Annotated in this window: 19 protein-coding genes; 6 read left to right on the top strand and 13 right to left on the bottom strand. The window is 37.6% G+C overall.

Annotated features, from left to right (window positions below):
• Positions 1–599 precede the first annotated feature (599 nt).
• A complete protein-coding gene (locus ACFX4I_RS18225) occupies positions 600–1,316 on the bottom strand; it encodes a glycosyltransferase family 2 protein (RefSeq protein ID WP_063576055.1) in 717 nt (238 codons plus the stop codon).
• Between the two features lie 335 nt (positions 1,317–1,651).
• Between ACFX4I_RS18225 and ACFX4I_RS18220 the strand changes: the two genes are divergently transcribed.
• On the top strand, positions 1,652–2,728 hold the full coding sequence (locus tag ACFX4I_RS18220; protein ID WP_377422151.1) for a glycosyltransferase family 4 protein: 1,077 nt from the start codon (positions 1,652–1,654) through the stop codon (positions 2,726–2,728).
• Between the two features lie 290 nt (positions 2,729–3,018).
• On the opposite strand, the gene ACFX4I_RS18215 is transcribed toward ACFX4I_RS18220, so the two are convergent.
• Positions 3,019–3,735, bottom strand: coding sequence for a glycosyltransferase (locus ACFX4I_RS18215; protein ID WP_063576053.1), 717 nt, complete (start codon positions 3,733–3,735; stop codon positions 3,019–3,021).
• 99 nt (positions 3,736–3,834) lie between these two features.
• Positions 3,835–4,749: an NAD-dependent epimerase/dehydratase family protein gene (locus tag ACFX4I_RS18210; protein WP_377422149.1), complete on the bottom strand. Its 915-nt coding sequence runs from the start codon at positions 4,747–4,749 to the stop codon at positions 3,835–3,837.
• 800 nt (positions 4,750–5,549) lie between these two features.
• On the opposite strand from ACFX4I_RS18210, the gene ACFX4I_RS18205 reads away from it, so the two are divergent.
• From ACFX4I_RS18205 to ACFX4I_RS18190, 4 genes are all read left to right on the top strand, one after another.
• Positions 5,550–7,175, top strand: a complete 1,626-nt coding sequence (locus ACFX4I_RS18205) for a peptidase G2 autoproteolytic cleavage domain-containing protein (RefSeq protein WP_377422147.1) — start codon at positions 5,550–5,552, stop codon at positions 7,173–7,175.
• A 292-nt stretch (positions 7,176–7,467) separates the two neighbouring features.
• Complete coding sequence (locus ACFX4I_RS18200) at positions 7,468–7,914, top strand: hypothetical protein (RefSeq protein WP_377422145.1); 447 nt, start codon at positions 7,468–7,470, stop codon at positions 7,912–7,914.
• 418 nt (positions 7,915–8,332) lie between these two features.
• Positions 8,333–9,550 (top strand): glycosyltransferase family 4 protein, encoded by a 1,218-nt coding sequence (locus ACFX4I_RS18195; protein ID WP_377422143.1) that lies wholly within the window; start codon positions 8,333–8,335, stop codon positions 9,548–9,550.
• A gap of 149 nt (positions 9,551–9,699) precedes the next feature.
• On the top strand, positions 9,700–10,623 hold the full coding sequence (locus tag ACFX4I_RS18190; protein ID WP_377422141.1) for an NAD-dependent epimerase/dehydratase family protein: 924 nt from the start codon (positions 9,700–9,702) through the stop codon (positions 10,621–10,623).
• Positions 10,624–11,677: 1,054 nt separating this feature from the next.
• On the opposite strand, the gene ACFX4I_RS18185 is transcribed toward ACFX4I_RS18190, so the two are convergent.
• The 5 genes from ACFX4I_RS18185 to tnpB all read right to left on the bottom strand — a co-directional run bounded on the left by ACFX4I_RS18185 (position 11,678) and on the right by tnpB (position 17,934).
• The gene (locus ACFX4I_RS18185; protein ID WP_377422139.1) at positions 11,678–12,529 is read right to left on the bottom strand and encodes a dTDP-4-dehydrorhamnose reductase family protein; all 852 of its coding nucleotides are present in this window, start codon (positions 12,527–12,529) and stop codon (positions 11,678–11,680) included.
• A gap of 1 nt (position 12,530) precedes the next feature.
• Entirely contained in the window at positions 12,531–13,517 is a 987-nt protein-coding gene (locus ACFX4I_RS18180; protein WP_377422137.1) for a polysaccharide biosynthesis protein, read from the bottom strand.
• Positions 13,510–14,601 (bottom strand): non-hydrolyzing UDP-N-acetylglucosamine 2-epimerase, encoded by a 1,092-nt coding sequence (wecB, locus tag ACFX4I_RS18175; protein WP_377422135.1) that lies wholly within the window; start codon positions 14,599–14,601, stop codon positions 13,510–13,512. The genes ACFX4I_RS18180 and wecB overlap by 8 nt, the downstream gene beginning before the upstream one ends.
• A 222-nt stretch (positions 14,602–14,823) precedes the next feature.
• Entirely contained in the window at positions 14,824–16,539 is a 1,716-nt protein-coding gene (locus tag ACFX4I_RS18170) for an ABC transporter ATP-binding protein (protein WP_377422133.1), read from the bottom strand.
• Between the two features lie 189 nt (positions 16,540–16,728).
• A complete protein-coding gene (gene tnpB / locus ACFX4I_RS18165) occupies positions 16,729–17,934 on the bottom strand; it encodes an IS200/IS605 family element RNA-guided endonuclease TnpB (RefSeq protein WP_377422131.1) in 1,206 nt (401 codons plus the stop codon).
• Between the two features lie 283 nt (positions 17,935–18,217).
• Between tnpB and ACFX4I_RS18160 the strand changes: the two genes are divergently transcribed.
• Positions 18,218–19,438, top strand: a complete 1,221-nt coding sequence (locus ACFX4I_RS18160) for an MFS transporter (RefSeq protein ID WP_377422129.1) — start codon at positions 18,218–18,220, stop codon at positions 19,436–19,438.
• Between the two features lie 201 nt (positions 19,439–19,639).
• On the opposite strand, the gene ACFX4I_RS18155 is transcribed toward ACFX4I_RS18160, so the two are convergent.
• From ACFX4I_RS18155 to ACFX4I_RS18135, 5 genes are all read right to left on the bottom strand, one after another.
• Positions 19,640–20,902: a glycosyl hydrolase family 18 protein gene (locus tag ACFX4I_RS18155; protein WP_377422127.1), complete on the bottom strand. Its 1,263-nt coding sequence runs from the start codon at positions 20,900–20,902 to the stop codon at positions 19,640–19,642.
• A 209-nt stretch (positions 20,903–21,111) separates the two neighbouring features.
• Positions 21,112–21,861, bottom strand: a complete 750-nt coding sequence (locus ACFX4I_RS18150) for a (S)-benzoin forming benzil reductase (protein ID WP_377422125.1) — start codon at positions 21,859–21,861, stop codon at positions 21,112–21,114.
• Positions 21,862–22,278: 417 nt separating this feature from the next.
• Positions 22,279–23,736 carry a cardiolipin synthase gene (gene cls, locus ACFX4I_RS18145; RefSeq protein WP_283896418.1) on the bottom strand — a complete coding sequence of 486 codons (1,458 nt, stop codon included), beginning with the start codon at positions 23,734–23,736 and terminating at the stop codon, positions 22,279–22,281.
• Positions 23,737–23,970: 234 nt separating this feature from the next.
• Positions 23,971–24,234 (bottom strand): metal-sensitive transcriptional regulator, encoded by a 264-nt coding sequence (locus ACFX4I_RS18140; RefSeq protein WP_283896419.1) that lies wholly within the window; start codon positions 24,232–24,234, stop codon positions 23,971–23,973.
• 171 nt (positions 24,235–24,405) lie between these two features.
• Positions 24,406–24,849, bottom strand: a complete 444-nt coding sequence (locus ACFX4I_RS18135; RefSeq protein ID WP_309518871.1) for an SRPBCC family protein — start codon at positions 24,847–24,849, stop codon at positions 24,406–24,408.
• Between the last annotated feature and the right edge of the window lie 129 nt (positions 24,850–24,978).

The following is a 24,978-nucleotide window of genomic DNA, read 5'->3' as shown; positions in this document are numbered from 1 at the left end:
CCAAGACGGACACATCCTCTCAAAAATCATTGTAAGGACTTAACTAAAATGTGTCCATGAAACTATACTAACTCCAGTAGGAAGAATAAAAAACAAACTGAACTATTAGTATTCAAACATTCCACTCCTCACCAATCATTTCTCTCTTTAGGAATGTTACCTGCATGTTAACTCTTTTACTGTTCACCTAAAAGTATACTTGCATTTTTTCTTTACTAAATACGGATATTACAATACACGCACAACCTTAGGCAGTTGCCTTGGCTTTTCATTTGTAACCTTATAGGCATTTGCCAACCAACTTCATATTTTTATATATTAATTTGATTGCTCACAAGCAGAGAGAGCATCAAAATAACATCGAGAAGGAAGCAGAGTATTGATACTCTGCTTCGTTTTTAATTTTCATCGTGATCAATCTGAGGTATCGATAAAACCATTAGTAAAATCAAAAATCTATATATACCAAATACTTAAATATAAAAGCAAAATAAAAGTTCAAATACAATTTATGGACAAGATAGAAATAGATTGAGGTATCGGAGATGTAAGTTAAAATATCCTACAGAATTAGTTTCATAGACTGTAAATTTGATTTTTTAATGTTTCCTCAGCAACCTTTTCAGTAATTGTCGCATGTTATTACCATGACGGCTAACAACGAGGCTCTTTTCCTTTGTGATTGCATTTGCATGCTTCTTTGAGCCCATTTGCTTATGAACTCTATAAAGCAGTAGTGGTTGAGGTACAAAATGTATATCAAATTTTTGTACTACTCGTAACCATAATTCATAATCGTGAGTGTATGGAAGTTTTTCATCAAATACACCTAAAAGATTAAATACCTTCCTATGAATCATTACAGAACAGCCATTTATAATATTTCCTCTGCTCATTGCTTTGATTAGTTCAAGTCGGTTAGGCGGGTTTATGCCTAAGTTAGCAGTGATAATTTCGCTTTTTTCATTTATACAATGATAACTTGTATAACTAAAGAGGGCACGATTCCTTTGCATGAAGTCCAACTGCACTTCTGTTTTTTCAGGATAAAAAACATCATCTGAACTCAGCCAACAAATGTAATTACCAGTGGCATTTTTTATACCCATATTTAAGGCACTCGCCGTTCCTCCATTCTTCTTTTCGATATACTTAATCTTATCTAAGTAAGGAACAATTTTATCTTTATATTGTGTGGAACCATCGTTTACGACAATTATTTCTATATGTTTATATGTTTGGTTGACCAAACTTTCCAAAGCCTGATCAATGTATGGACAATTATAGAAAGGAACAATGATAGATACCATTGACATACTTGAACCACCCCTCCATCAATATACCTTTTAATACAAATCTAGATCCCTGCTCACTTAACCATTGTAACCCTTGAGTTATTCGTAAATTACAGTTAGTCTCACACTTATTAAGATGCGTAAAAAACCTTTAAATGACATTCCCCTCAAAAAATGGCGTGTATTAGCTGGATATCAAAATAAAATCGGTCCCTATATCATATATATAATACATATGTTTTGGACTCATCCAAGATGTACGAATCAATTTTGACTTGTAGCCTGTTTATATAGGGTTTCACCCCTTTAATCACTGTTATATAAAAATCATATTGGTTTATTTTGGGAGGAGAAATATGAATATACTGTTTGTTTTCTATGTTCCAAGTGGAGGAGTGGAGACATTAAATCGACAACGATCGGCCGCACTAAAGAAATTTAATATTAATGCACATTTCCTTTATTATACAAATAAAAGAAAACATATAAATGATCACAACGCCCCAACATTCATTTCGAATGATGATATCGAAATCAAGAAAATTTTAGAAGATGGAAAATATAGCGCAATCGTTGTGGTTTCAGATTTCCTAGCCTTACCCAGATTCAGAGGTATGGGTTTTAAAGGAAAGATGATTATAGAAATTCAAGGATACGGCCCCAAAAGTGCAGCAAGGGCGGCACTTACAAATGCTATTCCACATGTCACAGCCTATGCAGATGGATTCCTTAATCCAAAAACACCACACATCATGCAATTATTAACTGAACTTTATCCTTCAATTCCAAAATTCAGTTTCAATAATTGCTTCGATACGAATCAATTTCCTTACCGGTCATTTCCATTAGTAGGCGGTCCAAAAATTGCATGGATCGGCAGAATTGAGGATAACAAGAATTGGAGGGAATTTCTTCAAATAGGTTATCAACTTATCCACCAAATAAATTCAAACATACAATTGTATATGTTTGAAGATCCCACTATTGGTGACCCTAAAGAAAGAATCCAATTTAAAAATTTAATAACACAATTAAATTTGAACAAACACCTCACTCTTCATTCAAATGTTCCTAATTCCGAAATGGCTAAATATTTCTCACTTGTCGGCGATTCAGGAGGTTTTTTATGTTCAACCTCAAAAGTGGAAGGAGCCCCTTACTCACTTCTCGAGGCAATGAGTTGTAAATGCCCTGTGTTGACGACCGATTCCGATGGCGTAAGAAGCTCAATCATTCATAATCAAACTGGAAAATATTACGCTCTAGGGAATGTATCCGAAGCAGTCAAAGAGGCAAATGAATTAATGAACAACCATAAATTAAGAGAAGAAATACGATTAAATGCCCTTAGACATGTAAAAACACATTTTAATCCAGATTTATATTGCCAAAATTTTATCAACATGCTAAGATCACTCGGAATAAATTTTTAATAATAAAAAGAAACTTAAAGCCGGAAAAGTAAATTCCGGCTTATGTTTCTATATACTTACTCCGCTGTCACCAAACAACGATAACTTCCCTTTTCTTTTAGATGAAAAATTTATCGAATGCCAAAACTATTTATAGATTATTAGCTTCAATTAAGGCTTTATATTTATATTACACCAAGTTTTTTGTATAAAAATTTTACTAATCTTTCCCTACGATTTTGAGTATAGCGATAAAAAATCAAATTTACTTTAGACTTTATAACCATTCATCTAATAAATATAAATCACCCTTATAAAAAAGCCTTCATGTTTTTCATAAGAAGTGGTCGATAATAGTTTTCAATTATGGCTATTTCTTTCTTCATTTCAGGTTGAAATTTACTTGTACCCGACTCATTGTGCTGCCTCAATTTTGTTAAGCTTTCATCTAAATAATACATCTTATAGCCGTTTACTAGTAACCGAAACCACATTTCATAATCATGTGTATAACGATGATATGGAATAAAATAACCAATCTTATCAAATATCTCTTTCTTCATAACGACTGTACAGCCATTAACAGGATTTCGAAATAAAAAAGCTTGATACACTCCGTTTTCAATATCCGAAAAACGTTCTCCGACCCAATTAAGTATTACTTGATTATTTTTATTGATACAATCATAATTCGTAAAACTTATTTCTGCATTATTTTTGAGCATAAAAGTTATTTGCTTGAATACCTTTTCAGGAAGAAAATAATCATCCGAACTTAACCAGGCAATATACTCTCCCGATGCAGCATGTATACCATGGTTTAATGCCGTAGCAGTTCCACCGTTCTCTTTTCTTAAGTAAAGAACCCGCCCCAAAAATGGTTGAATTTTTTCAGTAAAAATTGTTGAACCGTCATCTACTACAATAATCTCTATATTCTTATAGGTTTGATTTAGTGCACTTTGAATAGCTTGATCTATATAGGAGCAATTGTAAAAAGGAATAATGATTGATACTTTCGGATCCATAGCCTACCCCCCTGTAAAAATTAAAATGATTGATACAGATACTAGAAGTATCATGTAGTAAATCGATTGTTTAATAAAAAATTATTTTTTCCGGCATTTTCACTTTTGTCGACGATAAAAGTTAAGAATGGCCAATAAAGATGATTCAAGTGGAATTCTTTGCTTCCATCCTAAATTCACAAGCTTAATAGGATCGCTTTCAATATTTTTTTCAATTAAATCATTTCGTTTCAACTTCACCTGTATTTCTTCGGATGTTAACAATTTATATCCTTCAATGATTTCTCCTAGAGTACAATTATTACCTGAAGCAACATCATATATTTCTCCGGACTTCCCCTTTTTCAATAGAACTTCATATGCTCTAACTGCATCTCTTACGTCAAGAAAATCACGTTTGGCATTCAGATTATGAACCTCGAGAACTTTTTCTGCCTTTTGCTCTTCCATCTCTACAATTTTTTGTGCAAAAACAGAACAAACACCTTTTGAGAATCCTGGTCCAATTAAATTAGATGGTTTTGCTATGACGATATCCATATTGTATAAAACTGCCCATGATTGTGCGATAAGTACTTGAAGTGTTTTACTTAAACTATATGGATGGGAAAGTGTGGATATAGATGTCGGATCAAATTGAAGAGCGGAGCCAACTATCAAGATTTTACAGGTTGGACTTTCTTTACGAAGGGCATCTATTAAATAAGCGGTAGACATGGAATTTGCTTCCAACGATGAAACTGGGTCCAACCATGATTCTCCAACGTGATTTTGGCCTGCTAAATGAAGAAGGAAATGAGGTTTGATATTTTTAACCAGGCTGTATACATCCTTTTTATTTGTAAGATCACAACATTCTGTGTGGATTTCTTTTTCGAAATTTATCTTTTTTCTTGAAACTGCCGTAATATCAAAACCAGATTTCAGAAAGTGTGCACATGCATGCTGACCGGTAAACCCACTAGCTCCTGTGATTATTAATTTGCCTTGTTGATTCATTGATTTCTCATCCAATCACTATTGATGTTAATACTCGCTATAATAAACTCTATGTTTTTGGAGAATTTTTTATATTAGATACAAACTCTTGTAGGATTTTTGATTAACCAGTACCCATTTGTTCACTAAGTGTCAGATAATCCATTCAAATACAAAACAACTCATCGAAACCCCATTAATGCTCATTATTCACCTTTAGCCATTTCAAGGCACTTAATACTTAACCTTTACCATTTCTATAAAATCCTTATTTCATCACAAACACGGTCTCTTTATTACATTATGCCTTTAATCTCCCTGTTGCTATGGGCTACTCTCCCCAAATAATAATAAAAGCGCAAATAAATTATAAATATCATTTAAACGATATAACTCCCAAACTTTAAACATTTGAGTGACAAGGTTTTATTATGTGTTTTATCAATATGAGTTTTCATTTTAATATTTACTTTTTAAATTTTGTTGAAAAATATTTGATTACCTAACAATGGAAAAATTTAAAGTACCTGTAATTGAATGATTTGTCCATATCAATATGTTCCAGAGGCATACCATAATAACAGGGTCAATCATGCTGTCTTCAGAAAAAAGAAGTCATATTTAATTAAGGGAATCGCCTAATAGTTGTAAAATTAAGAATAATTATTATTCTCACGAAACGTGTTTTTCCGTATGATGAATAGCTATAGAAATAATGAAGATTTCCACTATATTTACAGCTTAAAAGATTTTTATTTCCGAAGAAAGCCGGTTAATACAGTGAATGTGAACTTAATAAGTCTTTGATAAATCTAATACCTAAGGAGAGAATTAATATGACGAATGGTTGTAATCAAAATCCAATTGGAAATTGTTCAGTAGCCGAAGGGATCAATACAATTGCCAACGGAGTTGCTTCTCATGCGGAAGGAAGTGGCACAACAGCAGGTGGGAACGCTTCCCATACAGAGGGGTTTCAGACGAACACGACAGCTGATGTCGCACATGCAGAGGGCTATACCACGACAGCTAGCGGTGCGGCTTCGCACGCAGAGGGTTTTCGTACCACAGCTAGCGGAGAAACTTCCCACGCAGAAGGTTCAAATACTAAAGCGGAGGGTATCGCTGCCCATTCTGAAGGCAACTCTTCCTTAGCCTCGGGTAATGCCTCCCATGCTGAAGGTTCGAACTCACGAGCCCTGAACTTATATGCCCATGCAGAGGGTAGTCTAACGACTGCCTCGGGTATTGCATCTCATGCCGAGGGTAGTCTAACGACTGCCTCGGGTATTGCATCTCATGCCGAGGGTGAAAATACGGTCGCTAGTGAGCTTGTTTCTCATGCAGAAGGACAAGCGACTAGAGCTCAAGGGGAATCTTCTCATGCCGAAGGAGATCAGACGGTAGCTAACGGAAGGGCCTCACACGCGGAAGGAAACTTGACGTTGGCTGGTGGAAGTTTTGCCCATGCGGAAGGGCAACGTACTGTTGCTTCCGGGGATCTTTCCCATGCTGAAGGAAATCAGACTCAAGCACTTGGCCAAAACTCCCATGCTGAGGGAGCTTTAAACATTGCCAGTGGTTTCACCTCTCACGCTGAGGGTGTTAACACGGTAGCTTCTGGTTTATTCTCCCACACAGAGGGACAATCAACTAATGCGAACCTCTTGGAAGGCGTCCATGTCATGGGACAATTTGGTGCAGCAAATGAGCTTCCGTATTCTTGGTACCTGGCAAATGGCACAAATGCCTCAACGCCGGGTTTAGCTGCTAAAATTTTAAGTAACGGTAATGTAAAAATTGACGGAACCTTCACTACCCCGGCAGCAGATTATGCGGAAATGTTCGAAACGACAGATGGAAACCCAATTGAATTCGGGTACTTCGTTACGTTGGAAAGTGATAAAGTGCGTATAGCAACGGGTCAAGATGATTATATACTTGGAATCTCAAGTGCAAAACCTGCCTTCTTAGCTGATAGTGGAGAGCTTAGGTGGAAACACAAGTACTTGACTACAGAATGGGGTGAAACTTTGTATGAAAACATCACACTCCCTTCAGTATTAGACGCTAACGGAAATGTGGTCATACCGAAACGGGCAGAACTAAGACCGGTTATAAACCCTGATTGGGATGCTACCCTTGAATACCAACCACGCAGTAGCAGACCTGAATGGATTGCCATAGGACTTTTAGGAAAACTCTTAGTTAGAGATGATGGCAGTTGTGAAGTTAATGGGTACTGTATTCCAAATGGTGAAGGAATAGCCACAAAAGCAAAGCAAGGGTATCGGGTACTTGATCGCACAGGTACAAATCAAATATTGGTATTGTTTAATTCTGTTCCAGTAAATAGTTCCAATCATATTGAGGATCTTAAAAAGTTAGCAGAATTGAAAGAACAAGGCTACCTTACTGAAGAAGAATTTCAGATTGAAAAACAAAAGCTATTAAACTCATGAGAAGCTTTTTCCTAGCTAATAAGAACCTTAGAACAGTTAGGACAAGTTTAAACTGATTCTGATGGGCAGGTTTCACCTTTTTCTGAGAAAGCCCTTTTCGTATGCGCATGCTTCTAATAATTTTGTAGCGTAAATGGGACGATACAATTTCATAGATGTTAGAAAATACACTCTATGCTTTATATGATTCGAAAAAATAATTATTTTTTTCGGAAAAATGGATAACTTGTCCATACAATAACTTAAAACATTAATATATTGGAGGTATACCATTAGATAAGAGGTGTTAATTATGGGAAGATTTTTAGACGCTAGGATTTCGCAGAACATAAGTAAGAGTGGGCAGATTGCAATTCCACTTTCCTCAACTCCCGCGCGTTTTGGAACACTTGGCCTAGTCACATCAGGTGCTGGACCTAACCTTCGTGTTCAATTCACTGCAACAGTTGCCATTAGTTCTTTAGCTGCTGTATTAGTCCCCGTCCTCATCGAAATTTACAGAGGCCAAGGACCAGGGCGTGTCCTTGTTTATTCAGCTACAGAAACAGCACCAGCTGCAGGCGCCTTATTAGTTGCTTCTAGACATATAATCACTGTAACCGGTGCTGACTATTTACCACCTAACCCCCCAACAGGACTTTTGGCTTATGAAGCGTTTGTTAGTATACCTGGTGGGGTGCCAGTTGCACCAACTCGTACTGGCCCTGAAAGTTTTAACGCTGCTGCATATTCCGACTAATAATGCCAAAGGTTAAGGATCATAAACCGGAACATTCACCAAAGATATCTTGCCCTTTTATCAGAAAGTAATATCAAAAAACTAGATAGCGAGCGCGTATCTGTATTTTACAGGAGCTCGCTGTTTTTTTGTCCTTTTTAGTTTTAAAAATACATATCCTTTTCAATCACTTACAAATCGAGAATAAAAGATTTCCAGGGATATACCCGTTTTTATCATTATGATACTTGCAGAACAAACATGAATTTCTTACCAGTCACTCTTTTTTAGTTCTTTTCTTCATTTGAAAATATTCGGTATCAAGAATATTATGCTAAGAAGGCATCCGTCTATAACACAAGTTTATTTCCTGAATATTTATAAAAAAAGAACATGGAAATGATGAACTTCAAAGTACTAACTGACAGGAGATATTTTCATGAAAATACTGCTTGCCACGTTTTGGGAGACTCCACATGTCGGTGGGGTATGGAACTATATGCAGCAATTAAAGGAAAAGCTTGAAACTCTTGGTCATAAAGTTGATTTCCTAAGCTATGGTAAAAACCATGAATATGTTCATATCATTAACGAAAATCGTAGGATAGATAGGGGTTCACTGCCTCCAGTGGTATTAATGAAACAACTTGATTCACCCCTCCATAGTGATCCAGTGATTGATTATTATGCAACAATGTGTGATTTTTTTCAGTTAGCAGCTAATAATTTAGGTTTGAATCAATATGATGTCATTCATACACAAGATATATTTTCTACTGTCTGCATTAACCGAATAAGATCTGAAAAAACTGCTCTAGTCGCCACCCTTCATGGTTGTGTCGCTCACGAGCTTAAGAGCGCCCACTACAGCTCCAAAACGCTAAAGAAAAGCATTGCAAAACAAGGTTGTGATTATTTTAACCAACTCGAATATGAAGGTGCGACCTCGGCTGAGTATACGATTGTAGCCAATAAATGGATGAAAGATATTTTAACGAATGAATTTCAAGTGCCGAAAGAACAACTTCATGTTTTTCATTATGGATATGATACAGAAACCTTCCTGAAGCGAATGTACGAAAAAACCGAGATCCAACGCCCAAATGATAAGAAAGTGATTATCTATACTGGTCGCCTGAATGAGTTTAAAGGAGTGCATCACTTAATCAGCGCACTAAAGGAATTAAAAAAGACTAGAAATGATTGGGTTTGTTGGATTATTGGGGACGGTCCCAAAGAATTGGAGTTGAAAAACAAAAGCAAAGCGGAGGGCTTGGAAAATGATGTGATCTTTATGGGAAGACGGGATGATGTTCCTTATTTGTTATCCATTTCGGATATCTTCGTTCTTCCAACGTTGATGGAAAATCAGCCGTTGTCTGTAATAGAAGCGCAAATTTCCGGAAAAGCTGTCATTGCCAGTGATGTGGGTGGAGTACCAGAAATCATTGAACATGGAATTACGGGTGTATTAACACCCGCCGGGGATGAGCAGATGTTAACCATCCATATAAATTACTTATTGGAGCATGAAGCATATAGGAAAAACCTTGGATTTAATGCCCAGAAATGGGGGCTGGAACATTGGTCACCCGATAAAGCCGTTCAAAAAGTGCTAAAAGTATATGAAAACCGCACTAAGCAAAAAGAGAAATAAATGATGTCTACAGGAAAGGTGCTGACCACTTTGATTGAGTCAGCATCTTTTCTTTTTCCTTTCTTTTTTAGAAAAGGCTAGGTAACTGTTTAAGCCATTATTGACCGTAAAACATACAATACAAAAAACATATAAAAGGAGTATGATGTATGAAGGCTATCGTGACAGGTGGGGCTGGGTTCATTGGTTCCCATCTCGTTGAAGAACTTATCTTAAATGGTGCCGAGGTACATGTATTGGATAACATGATATCCGGACACAAGGAATATGTACATCCCAATGCCATCATCCATACTGAAGATATATGCAGCGAGGTCGCTGGTCAGATTATTGTTAAAGAAAAGCCAGATGTCGTCTTTCATTTGGCTGCACAGGCCGATGTGAGTCGCTCCATTCTTGAACCCCAATATGATGCTGATGTGAATATCAATGGAACGATAAATATCCTTAAGGCCTGTCATGAATCTTCTGTAAATAAGCTGATCTTTTCTTCTACTTCAGGAGTTTATGGAAATTTACAGAAAGACTTGATTTCCGAAGATGACCTGACAGTACCCATATCTTATTATGGATTATCAAAATTAACGGCCGAATCATATATCCGCTTATTTCATCAGCTTTATGGGCTCCCCTACACGATTCTCCGTTATGGAAATGTTTATGGGCCGAGACAAACAGCAAAAGGGGAAGGCGGAGTCGTCGCAGTTTTCTTAGAAAAACTCAAAAAGGGAATGCCTTTAAGCATTCACGGTGATGGTGAACAAACTCGTGATTTTATATATGTGAAAGATATAGTACATGCTAACATCGCTTCAGTGAATCGTGGAAATCATGAAACAATCCAGGTCAGCACTTCACAGAAAACGTCAGTAAATCAACTATTGAAAATGCTCACACAAATTCATGGCTCCAAAGTGAAAACAGTCCATTCAGCCGAAAGAACAGGAGATATCAAACACAGCTGCCTTGATAACAGGAAAGCACGGCAATCGCTTAATTGGTATCCAAAGACAGATATTTTCCAAGGGCTAACCGAAACCTATTCTTTCACGAGTAAGAAAGAATTCCAATAGGGATCTTTTCTTTTTCCAGAATCTCTTATTAAGCCTTAATTTTCAAAAAGATATAGTCTAGGTATGTTGTTATTTCATTCTCCAGCTTATGATGAAACGATCTTTACCGAAACTATTTAAATTAATTTGATCGATGCACTGGTTAACTTGAAATGGGTTTATAGTGACCACCTAGTTGGAAAAGTCAATAATTTACAATTTATAACCTTTATTCTAATTGAAAAACAAAGTAAAGCGCGATATGTTTAAGCCGTTTCTAATTACTAGGAAGCGGTTTTTTCTACTATTCCATCCGGTGAACATGAAAATTTGTCATGAATTTATTTAATGCACCGCTAATATTGGTATATAAAAAGTCAAGATATTATACTTGGTAGACTTCTTCCTCTTTAATAAAGACAAAGTACATTCACAGCCTGTATATTGAGTGCCAAAATCAGCATGAAAAACTAAGCCCTCGAAGTGCTTTTGTGAAATAAAACGTGATAATGAATACAGTACTGTTTTCATAGAATGCTATTAACGTGTACGTAATATCAACCTACTACCTATTCCACAATATTCGTTTTTGGGAAGTCACGTTTCGAATAATCCAATTGGATCACCTTTTCTTTTGGGTGATAGAACGAATCTAGTCATTACCCATTAAATACTGAACACGGTTTAGCTTTAGAAAAATCCATTGGTTAATAGGATTACATGTTTATTAATGATATTTCCGATAGATCCTTATTCGATATTTAATTATCCCGATGTTGTTATTCTCGTTATTATCTTTCTTACCTGTATTTCTAAGTTCCCCCGGAACGATGAATACACTTTTAATTTAATCCATCCTAAAGTAAGGTAATTTATTGATTCACTTGATAATTAATATATGTAATATACTAATGGTCATAAGATTTTTTAACGACCATTAATATTGGTTGAGTTTCAGATTTTCATCCTAAAAGAAAGCCGCCAATGATAATAAAACAAAAGATTCTCGACATTATTTATTTTGTGATTCGGTTCTTCCGGTTAAGCCTTTTCAGTCTTATAAAGTTGGTTAATCTTAAATTAAACAGTTGGTCCGTTTGTTACTTGATTTCATCCACTCTCTTAAATCTACTAACATCTTTTCATAAGTTGGAACTTGGTATTTAAAATCGGACCTTTTATTCTTTATGGTTCGATCCAGAACTATATTTGAATCCGGAATGATTTCCACATCATTTTTTTCAAAGATTTCAGAAATCAATTTCAATAAGGCCGCTTTAGAAATCTTTTCATCTGCACCCAGATGATATAACCCAGTAATGTTCTTTTGAATCATCGTGTCTAGTGCCTTAGCCAGTTCGAGAGTCGTTACACCATTCCAAAGCACTTTTTCGTATCCTGTTATTTCTCCCTTTTGCTTCATGAACCAAAGAAATAAACCAATTCCATTTTCTTTTAGCTCCGGGCCTATTATGGAGGTCCGTATAGTCAAATGTTTTTCACTAATGATTTCTCCCAAATGTTTTGATTGGCCATAAATTGAAGAACTGTCGGGGACATCATCCTCAGTATAATCACCTTTTGCACCTGAAAATACACAATCTGTACTGATATGAATCAATTTTCCATTATTGCGTTCGGTCAATTTAACAAGCTGATGGGGAAAGACACTATTAACCTGAAAAGCGAGTTTCGTATTATCATTTGCATGATCATTTAAAATGCCGATACAATTTATCGTAATGTCAGGTTTAACTTTATCCATGATTTCCTCTAGACTCGTTAAATCGGTTACATCCAGATATAGACCATTTTTATCATTCGGATCCCTTGACGTATAGGTCACCCGATACTTCGGGTCCTGTGTGAAATACTCCTTTATTACATGACCTGCCATCCCTTGTCCACCAAGGACTAGTACCTTCATGTTAAATGAAGCCCCCTTTCTTTAACATTTCCTCAATCTGGGCTTTATCCATTAGTCCTGTGCCAGAATTATAGTCTTCTAAACTAACCGGCTGGTATTTAGAGTAATGTTCTTTTATACCATCTATATGAATGGCTGGAAGTATTACATAATATTCATCGTCATAGGCAATCGTCGTTGTGCTTTCATATTCTGAAAGCAGGATCTCATGGAGTTTTTCTCCTGGTCTTATTCCTAGAATTTCAACCTCTACATTTTCTTTATTAGAAGCATCCATTAATACTTGGGCAAGATCAATAATTTTACAGGACGGCATTTTCATTACGAAAATTTCTCCGCCAATGCTTTCAAAGGTTGCCTTAAATACCAATTTAATCGCTTCTTCAATGGTTAAAAAGAATCTCGTCATGTTTAAGTCGGTTATCCCGATTTTTCCCTTTTCTTCAATTTGCTTTTTAAAAACGTGAATCACACTTCCATTTGTGCCCAGCACGTTTCCGCCCCTGATACAAACAAATCTTGTTTTGGTGTTTAATGTATTAGCGTGTATGATCAATCTTTCGGCCATTGCTTTTGATAGACCATAAAAATTGGATGGATTCGATGCCTTGTCTGTAGAAATGTTTACAACCGAATGTACATTACAGCTTATAGCGGCTTCTATAACATTCTGTGTTCCAATTACGTTCGTCTTTAAAGCTTCAATGGGTTGATCTTCACATACAGGAACATGCTTTAACGCTGCCAAGTGGAAAATATAATCAACACCTTGGCAAGCTTCCAATAAAGCTTCCTTCTCTTTTACATCCCCGATTATGAAATGTAATTTCGGATTATTATCAAACTCTTGCTTCATTGAAAATTGATTGGACTCATTTCTTGAAAAAATCCGTATTTCACTCGGTTCAAAATCTAATAACTGCTTAACCAATTCATATCCCCATGAGCCTGTACCGCCTGTTACCAAGATTGTTCGATCTTTAATCAATTTCATGGCCTCCCAGTATTATTTTAAGTACTTTATCTGAAACGTTTTTATGGTCGTAACCTTCTGGAAAAGTCCAGTCTTTTTGCTGGCTAACCATAACCTTCACACAATTGACGATTTGTTTAGCGTTAATTCCTGATAACATATTGCTGCCCGACTCAATGGTTTCTGGCCTTTCCGTTGTTTTTCGTATCGTAACGGTCGGTACATGGAACAAACAACATTCCTCTTGAACGGTTCCACTATCGGTCAGCACACAAAAAGCGTTTTTTTCAAGTTTTACGAAATCAAAGAAACCAAATGGCTCATGAAATTCAATTAATGGATGCACTTCTAATTTGGGACTGAGTTCAATGCGGGATTTTGTCCGGGGATGTAAACTGCATATGATTCTTTTTTGATAGGTTTCGGCAACTAAATTAATGCCCTTCATTATCTCGAGTAAACGGTCTTCATGGTCAACATTTTCAGCTCGATGAATGGTAACGAGGAAATAATCTTCCTTATCCAAATTCCTTTTGTCCAAGATTAAACTTTGCTCGATTTCATTATCGTAATGGTTCAAGACCTCGTAAATGGGGTTTCCCGATAAATATATTTTGTTACTCGGGATACCTTCCTTCAAGAGATTCTCTTTACTTTGAGGAGTATAAGGTAAATTAAAGCTTGAAACAGCATCAATAATACGACGATTTTTTTCTTCAGGCACCTCCAAGTCAAAACAACGGTTCCCTGCTTCCATATGAATAACTGGTATGCCCATTCTTTCTGCTAAGATAGAGCTGAGTCCGGAGTTTGTATCCCCTAACACTAATATTTTGTCGGGCTTTTCAGTTAATAGGATGATCTCTAATTTTTTAAATATGGCCGCTAACTGTTCACCAAGAGTTTGCTGTTGATTCAATAAGACATAATCAGGGGTTCGTACCTTTAGCTGTTGGAAGAATATTTCACTTAAGGATGCGGTGAAATTTTGTCCAGTGTGCACTAGAATATGTGAATCGGCATATTGATCCAGTTTCTTTATAATTAGACTTAATCTGATAATTTCAGGTCGAGTCCCTAAAATAGTCATTACTTTCACGATTTACACTCCTTATTCGTTTCTGGTTTATGGCCTCACCGTCTACCCTTATTGTATGCACAGCCAATCCTATTGTTATAGGCTATCCTATTAGATTTCGCCTCAATTTGTTCAGAGAAATATTAATTGAAGATGATGGTTTTATCGAGATCATTATTGATTGAACTCCACTCCATTCAATTAAAAAAGCTATATGTCCCTGTGAGGACATATAGCTTTTTATCATTTTTGAAATTGTAATTGATGCAGATTGGCAAAAATGCCCCCCTGCTTAAGTAAGTCATCGTGACCGCCCTCTTCAGCAATTCCTTCTTCCGTAACAACCACGATCTTGTCAGCGTTTCGAATGGTTGCCAAACGGTGTGCAATGATTAACGTAGTTCTGTTTTCAGCTAGTTCAGTAAGAGCCTGCTGAATTATTCTTTCCGTTTCAGTATCGAGTGCAGAGGTTGCCTCATCGAGAATTAATATTGGCGGATTTTTCAAAAACATCCTTGCTATTGCAATCCGTTGTTTTTGTCCTCCCGATAATTTCAAGCCGCGTTCACCTATTTGAGTCTCATAGCCTTCCGGAAGGCCTTCAATGAAAGTCTCCAAATGGGCTTTCCTTGCAGCTTCTTGAATTTGTTCATCCGATGCGTCAAGCATTCCGTACGCAATGTTCTCTTTTACAGTTCCTGTAAAAAGAAACACGTCTTGCTGGACAATGCCAATTTGTGATCGCAACGACTTTTTCGTCATCTCACGAATATCAATTCCATCAATGGAAATCGAGCCGGCATTAACATCATAAAATCGTGGGATCAATGAACATATGGTCGTTTTCCCGGCTCCTGAAGGACCGACAAAAGCGATGGTTTCACCCGCTTTAACTGTTAGATCAATACCTTTTAAAACCTGCTTTTTATCTTCATAGTTAAAAGAAACGTCTTTAAAGGAAATATCACCCAAAAGGGTGGTTACCTCTATTGCATCCTTTTTATCCAGAACATCAGGCGCGACATCCAGAAGTTCCGTAAAACGCTTAAAGCCGGCCATCCCTTTTGGATAGAGTTCCATCAACGCACTGATTTTGTCGATTGGTTTAAATAATACGTTAACGTATAAGACGAATGCAACCAGTTCACCATAAGAGAGCTGCCCATGAAATGTTAGCCAAGCTCCTATCACCAACACGGCAAGGGTCATAAACCTCGTCATCATGTAAATGCCTGATAAGCTAAAGGACATTACCTTATATCCAAGAAGTTTCGCTTTACGGAATCTGCGATTATTAGTAGAAAATCTTTTCATTTCATATGCTTCATTAGTAAAGGATTGGACAACCCTCACCCCTGAGACGCTATCTTCCACACGGGCATTTACATCCGCAACTTCTGTATACATTTTCTTCCAGGCTATATTCATTTTTAAGTTACTTATGACAATTAACAAAACGAGGAACGGTAAAATACAAACCGATATGAGTGCCAATTTCACATTGATCGTCAACATAATCCAAAATGCACCTATAAAAGTCATGAAGGCAATGAATAAATCTTCCGGACCATGGTGAGCAAGTTCACCAATATCGAACAGATCATTGGTTATGCGGCTCATGATATGGCCGGTTTTGGTGTTATCAAAAAAACGAAAAGATTGTTTTTGCACATGCTCAAATAATTCCTCACGCATATCAGTCTCAATATTGATACCCAATTTGTGACCCCAATACCCTACGATGAACTGTAAGAAGGTACTAATGATATAAATGAGGAACAAACCGGCACTTACCGAAACAATTGCAGACCAATCGTCGCCAGGAAGCAGTGTATCTATAAACCACTGAACGGCTAGCGGAAATGCAAGTTCAAGTACAGCCACGACCACTGCACTGAAGAAATCGATAATGAATAACCGCTTATGCGGCAGGTAATATGAAGCAAAACGTCGTATCATCAAATTTTTCTCCTTTTTTACATATATTAAGGAGTATAATTCCATATTCAATATTCAGCAAGCATTTCAGAACCACCGTTTTCATATTATGGTAAAATCATCTATTTGAACTACCCACCACTTATCGACTTTACAGTCTGATTGAAGTGGGGGATTCCTAAGAACATTAGCCTATCTGCCAATTTTTAATTAGGCTTTCCCCGTAGTTCCTACGGTTAGAAGCCTTATGGCTTCGTTCATTAGATTGAGTCCTGCGTTAATATCTCGATCGTGGTGAGAAGAACAAGAAGGACAATCCCATTCACGAAGATTTAGATTTTTAACGTCTTTATTTTGGTACCCGCAGCCAGAACACAATTGGCTAGAAGCAAACGTTTTAGATACGGTCACGATTTGTTTACCATACCATTTTGCTTTGTATTCCAACATTGTTTTGAATTGGTACCAAGATACTTCACTAATCGCTTTAGCTAGTTTATGATCTTTCATCATATTGGACACTTGCAAGTCTTCCATTCCAATAACATCGTGGTTTTTGATGATTTCGGTTGAGACTTTATGTAAGTAATCCATTCGGGCATTTGAAATTTTTTCGTATAGGATGGCCACTTTTCGTTTTTGTTTTTGATAGTTTTTGGCTTCAGCCAATGGTTTATTTTGATTCAAGGCTATTTCTTGTCGCCTTGAAAGAATCCGTTGTGCTTTGGCCAATTTTTTTTCGACCGTCCGGAAAAATTTTGGATTTTGATAGACCGTACCATCTGAAAGAATCGCAAAGCTCTTCAAACCAAGATCTACACCGCACGAACGATTCGTTTTAGGAAGTACTTGTACATTGGTTTCCGCTAAAACGGAAATGAAATATTTACCCAAAGGGTTCCGCCTGATTGTGGCATTGATGATTCGCCCTTCGACCTCGCGGCTTTTAGCAAAACGAACGAGACCGAGTTTGGGCAATTTAATTGGGTTTCCAATCATTCCGATATTTCCATTCGTATGTTTAGTCGTGTAGGATTGGACCGGATTCTTTTTCGATTTGAAACGTGGTGACTTGTTTTGTTTTTTATAATATCGACTATAGGAATCTGCTAGATTTTCCACCGATTTCTGTAAGGCTATACTATCAACTTCTTTCAGGAAAGAATACTCTTTCTTTAAAGCTGGAAGTTCTTTGATTGTTGCGTATTTATTCAGAAAAGAGCCTTTCCATTCATTAGAGGGTAATTGGCTGTTTTGCTTCATTTCTTCACAGATATACCGATACACATCTTTCTCCTTTTGTTTGCCTAAAAAGAAGTTATAGACAAAACGAGAGCAGCCAAACGTTTTATTGATGAGAACTAATTGTTCTTTCGTTGGATAGATTCGAAATTTATAAGCCTTGTTTACGACCATTGGTTTCACCCCCTTATTGTTATTATCAACCAGGGAACGTACGTTTGCCAAAGAATACTTTGGCTTAGGCCAACCGCCATTCATCTCCCCCTTACCGGTGGGCTCTCGCCCTTCACACGCTTGAAGAGGGAGTCTTCTGGCGGGAAATGATAAATCAGCCCAACCCGGCTCATGCAATCTATTAAATGAAGGAGTGAATCCAGTGTAAAAAAATAACCATTCTAAATATCCATGAACTTTATTTTCTTAAAAGGATCGTATTCATGAAAAACAAATCGTTTCGATGCCTTTGGATAGGTCAGGCGTTTGCAAATCTAGGGGATATATTTTATGTAGTCGGGTTGATTTCACTATTATTAACTTGACGGGATCTGCCTTTTATTTGAGTTTGCTTCCGTTCACTACAACGATTTTTCGGTTTTTCAGCAGTTTACTTGCCCCCCTTGTCATCGACAGGTTTCCTTTAAAAAGAATCCTTGTACAATCTCAATGGTTTAAAACTATCTTACTTGTTTGCCTAGGAATCTATATATCAAGTTTCAATCATGGTTTTTCTGTTGCCGTCATTTTCTTCATTGCCGTGATTTCATTATTGGATGGAGTCGCTGCACCGGTCAGCGCAGCTTTTATTCCTCAATTAGTTCCAAAAGATGAACGGATGAAAGCGAATGGTTTCTTGAATGTGATCACCCAGACCATCTTTGTTGCAGGATGGCCACTAGGTTCCGTCTTATTGATAAGCACCAATAGCAGCTTCATCATTTGGCTTACTGTCATGCTTTTTGCCGTTTCAACGATCTATACAGGGAGAATCGAAATCTCAGAACAAACGACGGACTCTGTTGCTCCGACAAACTGGGGTTCCATTAAATCCGGATGGGTTGCGATTCGCCAAATCCCAACTATCCATACACTCATTTCGATTGATTTTATAACTACTTTAGCTTCAAGCGTGTGGGTGGCTGCCGTTATCTATTTATATGTAGAACAGAACCTGCAACTTGGTGAAGAGTGGTGGGGATACATTAACACAAGCTACTTTGTCGGCATGATTTTCAGTGGATTGATCGTCATCCGTTTTGCCAAGTTACTAGAAAAATATATTGGATTCTTCATCACTTTCGGGCTATTTCTCAGTTCACTGCTGATCCTGCTTTTTGGAACTACCAGTATTCCAGCTTTGGCTTTGCTTCTGGCATGCCTGTACGGTCTCCCAGAACAAATCCGGGAAATAATCTACACCAAGCTATTCCAAGACCATGCAACGGAAAAGACTCTTGCAAAAATTTATGCCGTTTGGGGAGCGGTCATCAATCTTACATTTGCCGGCTCTGTCTTACTATTAGACTATATAACGGAAACATACAGTGTCAAAACAACGTTCCAATTTTCTTCCACCCTGATATTCCTTGCCTTTCTTTATGCAACGTTTAAAAGGAAGGACCTACAAAGGGGAAAATGTGATCAATCACTGTCAAGTCAGTCATCTAATATTCCTAGATGATGCATTTCTTTCGATTCAACATAAAAAAGGAACCTTGGTTTTCCATGGCTCCTTTTTTATGTTACAAGGGCACGTCGAACAATATTGTCTCTCTTTAAAATCTTGCTCGGTGTGATTGGCTTGCCCCTGGTAATAGCTGCACAACCAAACAAGGGAAAAAAATATATAACCCTTCTTTTTACCACCTGGCACTCATTCATTCTATTTGATAATCCAGATATTCTTATCTATAAACTCCCAATTCTGCGGGAATTCCAAACCAATCTGCCAATAAGTTGCACCTATCAGTTCATATGCATCAATCATTTCATATTTTGCGCTTATCGATCGAATATCTTCAAACCAAACGACATGGTTCGAATTCTCTCTTCGATAAGAATAGGTAGGGCAAGCCGCTGAAGTGTCAAAAGTTATTTCAGAGCCAGTTGCAATGGCAAGATTTTGGGCATTTTGAGCTGATAAAGCTTTAGTCTCGTGGCTTGGTACTATCCAATCGTATCCATACATAGGAAATGCCGACTGCAGTTTATACCCAGGTATGGTCGACAAAGCATAACGAAGAACCTCCCCCATCCACCAAAGTGGGGAAATGGGTTCAGGCGGGCCAGTTGGATACCCATAGTCAATGGTCATCACGGCAACAAGGTCGGCCGCCTCTCCGATCCCCCGATAATCATGCCCGCCTACAATTCGATTATCAGGATTATCCGCTGTTTTTGCATGTACGTTCACATGCAGGATCAGTTCGTTCAACCCCTCCTTTAATTCTTTTAAAAAAAGCACATAATCGGAACGCCTGGCAGGTGGGATGAATTCGATGTCCATACTGACACCGCCATAGCCTTTCTCCCTAACGAAATTCAGCATACTTTTGATTAAATTCGCTCTGTAAACTGAACTAGCAAGGACTTCACCAGCCAAATCAGCATCAAAATCACCACCTTGGAAGTTCCGGATCATCAGTAGCGGCTTCACCCCTGTCTGCCCGCATTTCGCAATAAGGGGGGAATCATCACCATCAACGTATGCATTTCCTTCCCTTGTAAACGAATAAGCTACAATGGCTAAATAAGATAATTTATCTCCATTCTGCTCAAGTGTTTCAAACACTACTCCACCTGAAGTCGGGAAGGCAAAACCCAGTGTAATCAATTGATTTTTGTATGGAGACGGAATTAAAATTTCCGTACCGACTTTTAGCGAGTTTGCAACGATTCCTGGATTGGCCTCCATGATTTCCGCTGCACTCGTACCAAAAAGACTGCCGATTCTAGTAAGGGTATCCTTACTTTTAATTAGATACCTCCGATTCACCGCTTTTTCATTAGGTATATACAATGCCAGGCCAGGGACCAAAGTTGTTGATTCCAATCCATTGACTTCAATTATCCTCGATGGGTCAACTTTATTTTTCGTGGCAATTTCCCAAAGACTGTCACCTTTTTTCACAATAATGATTGTCATTAAAAGCCCTCCAAACTCCCTCCAAAAAAGTTTATGTCATTCAGGTAATTGGATAGAACGCATTATCACATTTCCAAATGATGATATCCTGGTTTTTTAGACTTTATTTTAAATGGGAATGAAGGATCACTAAAAAAAGAGGCTGTCCTAAGGGACAGCCCCACGCTATAAGCCATCAGTTGATTTTTCGTTTCACATACTCCCATAAATCAAAGTAAATTCTTAATATCGTAGAACTTCCCATTCTCCAAATCTTCCGCTTCAAGAAGCTGCAAAAGTTTATCTGCCACAAATTCAGGGCTTCTTAACATGCCATTCTCTTTATATTCATGAAATTTGTCTCGATCGGAAAAGTCCCGTTCGTCTGCTGACCGGATTGTCCCTTGCATCTCCGTATCCATTACACCTGGTGAAAAAGAAATGAGAGACGTGGGGAAAGATGTTTTATCCTGTTCCAACCCTGCAACCCGTGTGAACATTTCTAGCCCCGCCTTAGTGCTGCAATAGGCTGACCAGCCATGATAAGGGTTTTTAGCTGCTCCTGAAGATATGTTGACCATTACCTTCTTTCTGTTCCAGTCCTTTGTCTGATTAACGAATTCATCAGCCAATACGATGGGTGCCATGAAATTCACCCGCATGCTTGTTTCCAAATTTACTATACCAAGGTTTCCTACCGGCTTTATCGGTTCAATGACACCTGCATTATTAATGAAATAAATGTCACTTGTTTCATCGACAGCATCAAGAATCTCATTGACTAAGGAAGGTAACTTTTCCGTTTCATTCAAGTCCATCGAAATAAATGTAAGTTTCGTCCCGGATCTATCAGCCATCCGCTGCATTTCAGGATGGGCTGTACGGGAAACTAAAATGCAATGATCACTCGTCTGCAAACATCCTTTGGCGATGGCAGCCCCTAAACCTTTTGAAGCTCCTGTGATTATAAATGTTTTCACGGCATTTCCCCCTTTTATGGATATAAACTATTGTACCAAAATGGAGTCCGAAATGGTCTCCTGCCGAATCGCTTTCACTATTCTTACCGAGGATGATTACTATAATTTTAAAACAGTCTTGGCTATACTCCATGATTTTTTTCATTTATATGAAATAAATCCTCATTGGATTGAAGAAATTTGCGATACTCCTGCCGAAAACTTGCTAGCCGAGACCCCGGTGACGCTTGCTTTGATGAGTATTGGCAGACAGTCGGCGAAAAGGAAACGGATTTCTGAAATCAAAGCTAGAACTTTTTTGAGGGTTTGTAAAATCTTGAACATTTTTCAAAGAAAAAAACTGCAGACAAACTCGCTTTTTACGAATTTGTCTACAGTCGAAGCGGCCCATATAGTAATAGTCTGCAACTTTAAAAATTATAATATGGGTGATACCAACCTTGCAATGGACTCTTTAAAACGAATCCATTTTGAACGCTTTTCAAAGTCTTCAATTGTAAGCTGCCTGCAGACTTCAACATCCTTATAAAAAATCCTTGTCAGTGTTTCGGCCATGCCTTCATCATAAATGAAGGCATTGACTTCAAAGTTCAATTTAAAACTACGGACATCAATGTTAGCTGTCCCCACCGAGGAGACCTCTTCGTCCACCACGATCATCTTCGCATGAATAAAGCCGTTATCATAGATGTATATCTTAGCTCCCGCTCTTAATAACTGCCCTGCATTGAAAGTTGTTGCCCAATAAACGAAAAGGTGATCAGGTTTATTCGGAATCATGATTTTTACATCTAACCCTGATAAGCTGGCAATCCTGAGTGCATCCAATAAACTTGCATCCGGTATGAAGTAAGGTGTTTGAATGAGAATCGATTTCTTTGCTGAAGATATCAATTTAATATAGCCATTTTTAATTTGTTCCCATTCAGAATCTGGTCCACTTGTCACTATTTGCAAATCTATATTGCCTTGAGGCTTTAAAACAGGGAAATAATGAGGCTGATAAGTTATATCATGGTGCTTTGATGCCTGATTCCAATCCAGGATAAAACGGGTTTGAATGGCTTTGACAGCCGAACCCTTTATTCGAAGGTGTGTATCACGCCAAAAACCGAATTTTGGATTAAGCCCTAAATATTCATCACCAACATTAAAGCCTCCAACATACCCTACTTTTCCATCAATGATGACTAGCTTTCGATGGTTACGGAAATTCAGCCGTAAATTTATAAATTTTAATTTGGATGGAAAGAATGCCTCCACTCGCCCTCCTGCCTGCCTAAATTCCCTGAAGAAACTTTTAGTCATCCCCCTGGAACCCAGCTCGTCATAAAGAACCCGAACTTTGACGCCTTCATTCGCTTTTTTAGTCAAAGCTTCAATGAATCGTTTACCCAGGCCATCCCTTTGAATGATGTAGTATTGTATGTGTATATGGTTTTCTGCCGCTTCAATATCTTTAAAAAGCTGGTCAAACTTATTTTTTCCCTCCGTAAAAATATCGACTTGATTATCTTCAGTAAGCACGGCATCATTGTTCCGGAGATGCATATAAATCAAATCACGGTAATTACTTGAAGAAGCATTTCGAAAAGGAAAATGATCCGTTGAAAGCTCTTCCATCTGTTTATCAAGGATTTCTTCAATCCCGATTTTCTTCTTGTCCTCCCATTGGAATAAGTGGGCGTGCCTTAAACTCGTTCCAAAAAGGAGATATAAAATAAAACCGACTACAGGGAGAAAATATAACACCAATAACCAAGCCCAGGTGGTGCTCGCTTCCCTTCTTTCAAAAAATATGACAATCGTGGCAAATAAAATATTTAGAATGATGACGAGGCCGAGCAAAACCGATGTAACATGCGTAAATTCCATAGTATACCCTCACTCAATTTTTATCCCTTTAAGGATACCATGCAAATTCTTTATATCAAAGGATTTGCTTATCAGAAATGAAAACAGAGAATTCAAAAAAAGGACCTCTTCCTGTAGAGGCCCATTTTAAAAAAATCCATCCACCCTGGACACTAGAATTTCTCAGATTGGACAGATTGTTTTCAATCATTGTCTTAAAAATTCAAATTCAACAATAACAATAAATATAATTGCTTATCGGCTTTTCACTAATAAATTCACAGCTTCTTTCACTAGCTCTTCGGGATTCTTTTCTCCGGTTTCATTAGCCTCCCGGACGCATTCTACAAGATTTGAACTTACTATTACACCGATTGTCCTATCGATTGCAGATCTTGTGGCAGATAACTGCGTTACTACATCTCTGCAATCTTTGTTTTCCTCCATCATTTTCAATATCCCACGAAGCTGTCCTTCTATTCGCTTCACTCTATTTTTAACCTGCTTATCATATTCCATGTGAGGCCTCCTACCCTGCCCATTACTTATGAATCTTATCTAGACATCCATCATAAAACCTATTCAGGTGAAATGAAGGATTGATAAAAATCTTACAATTTATAATACATACCACTTAGGTATAATTGTCAAGTGCCAATGTTCATTAATGATAGCTGCAATTTGTAATTTCTATTTTTGTACTAGGAGACTTTGCGCAACTGCCTCAGAAAACTCGATCGTCATTTGGGGAACGTAGGTTTTTAACAAAGCATTGACGATAGGGGCTTTGGCTCCTTTTGCCGAAATCGCCAGGCATCCAGTCATTTTAGTCTGTCCAACTCCGTACTGTTCTGCTAAAAAATAGCCATGGCCATCAAATTTTTCATTTAATCCCTTAAGTTTAAATGTTACCTTTTCGGGTTCAATCCATTCCAATATATTCACTTCAAGTTTTACTTTCTTCTTCATTAATCCCAAATCGCTTTTAAACTCCCAAATGAGTGTCCAATCATTTATCATCTCATGATTGATATATCCCGGGACAAGAGGTGCCCAACGATCTATACTACTTACAAATCCCCATACCGTTTTTATTGAAACAGGTAAAACGATACTATGCACACCTTCTGACAAAGCAGTTCCCCCCTTAATCATTCTATTTACATCTTTTTAATGTATGGCTGAATCATATTGAATAGAACGGTAAGCTCAGGTTCTTAAACAAAATTCTCCTTGTGGTAAGAAAGCATTTAAAGATACTAA

The sequence above is a fragment of the Peribacillus sp. YIM B13472 genome (assembly GCF_042788005.1).
GTDB classification, from domain to species: Bacteria; Bacillota; Bacilli; order Bacillales; family DSM-1321; genus Peribacillus; species Peribacillus simplex_E.
Note: the sequence above shows the minus strand (reverse complement) of the source record. Positions and strands in the feature narration are given on the sequence as shown.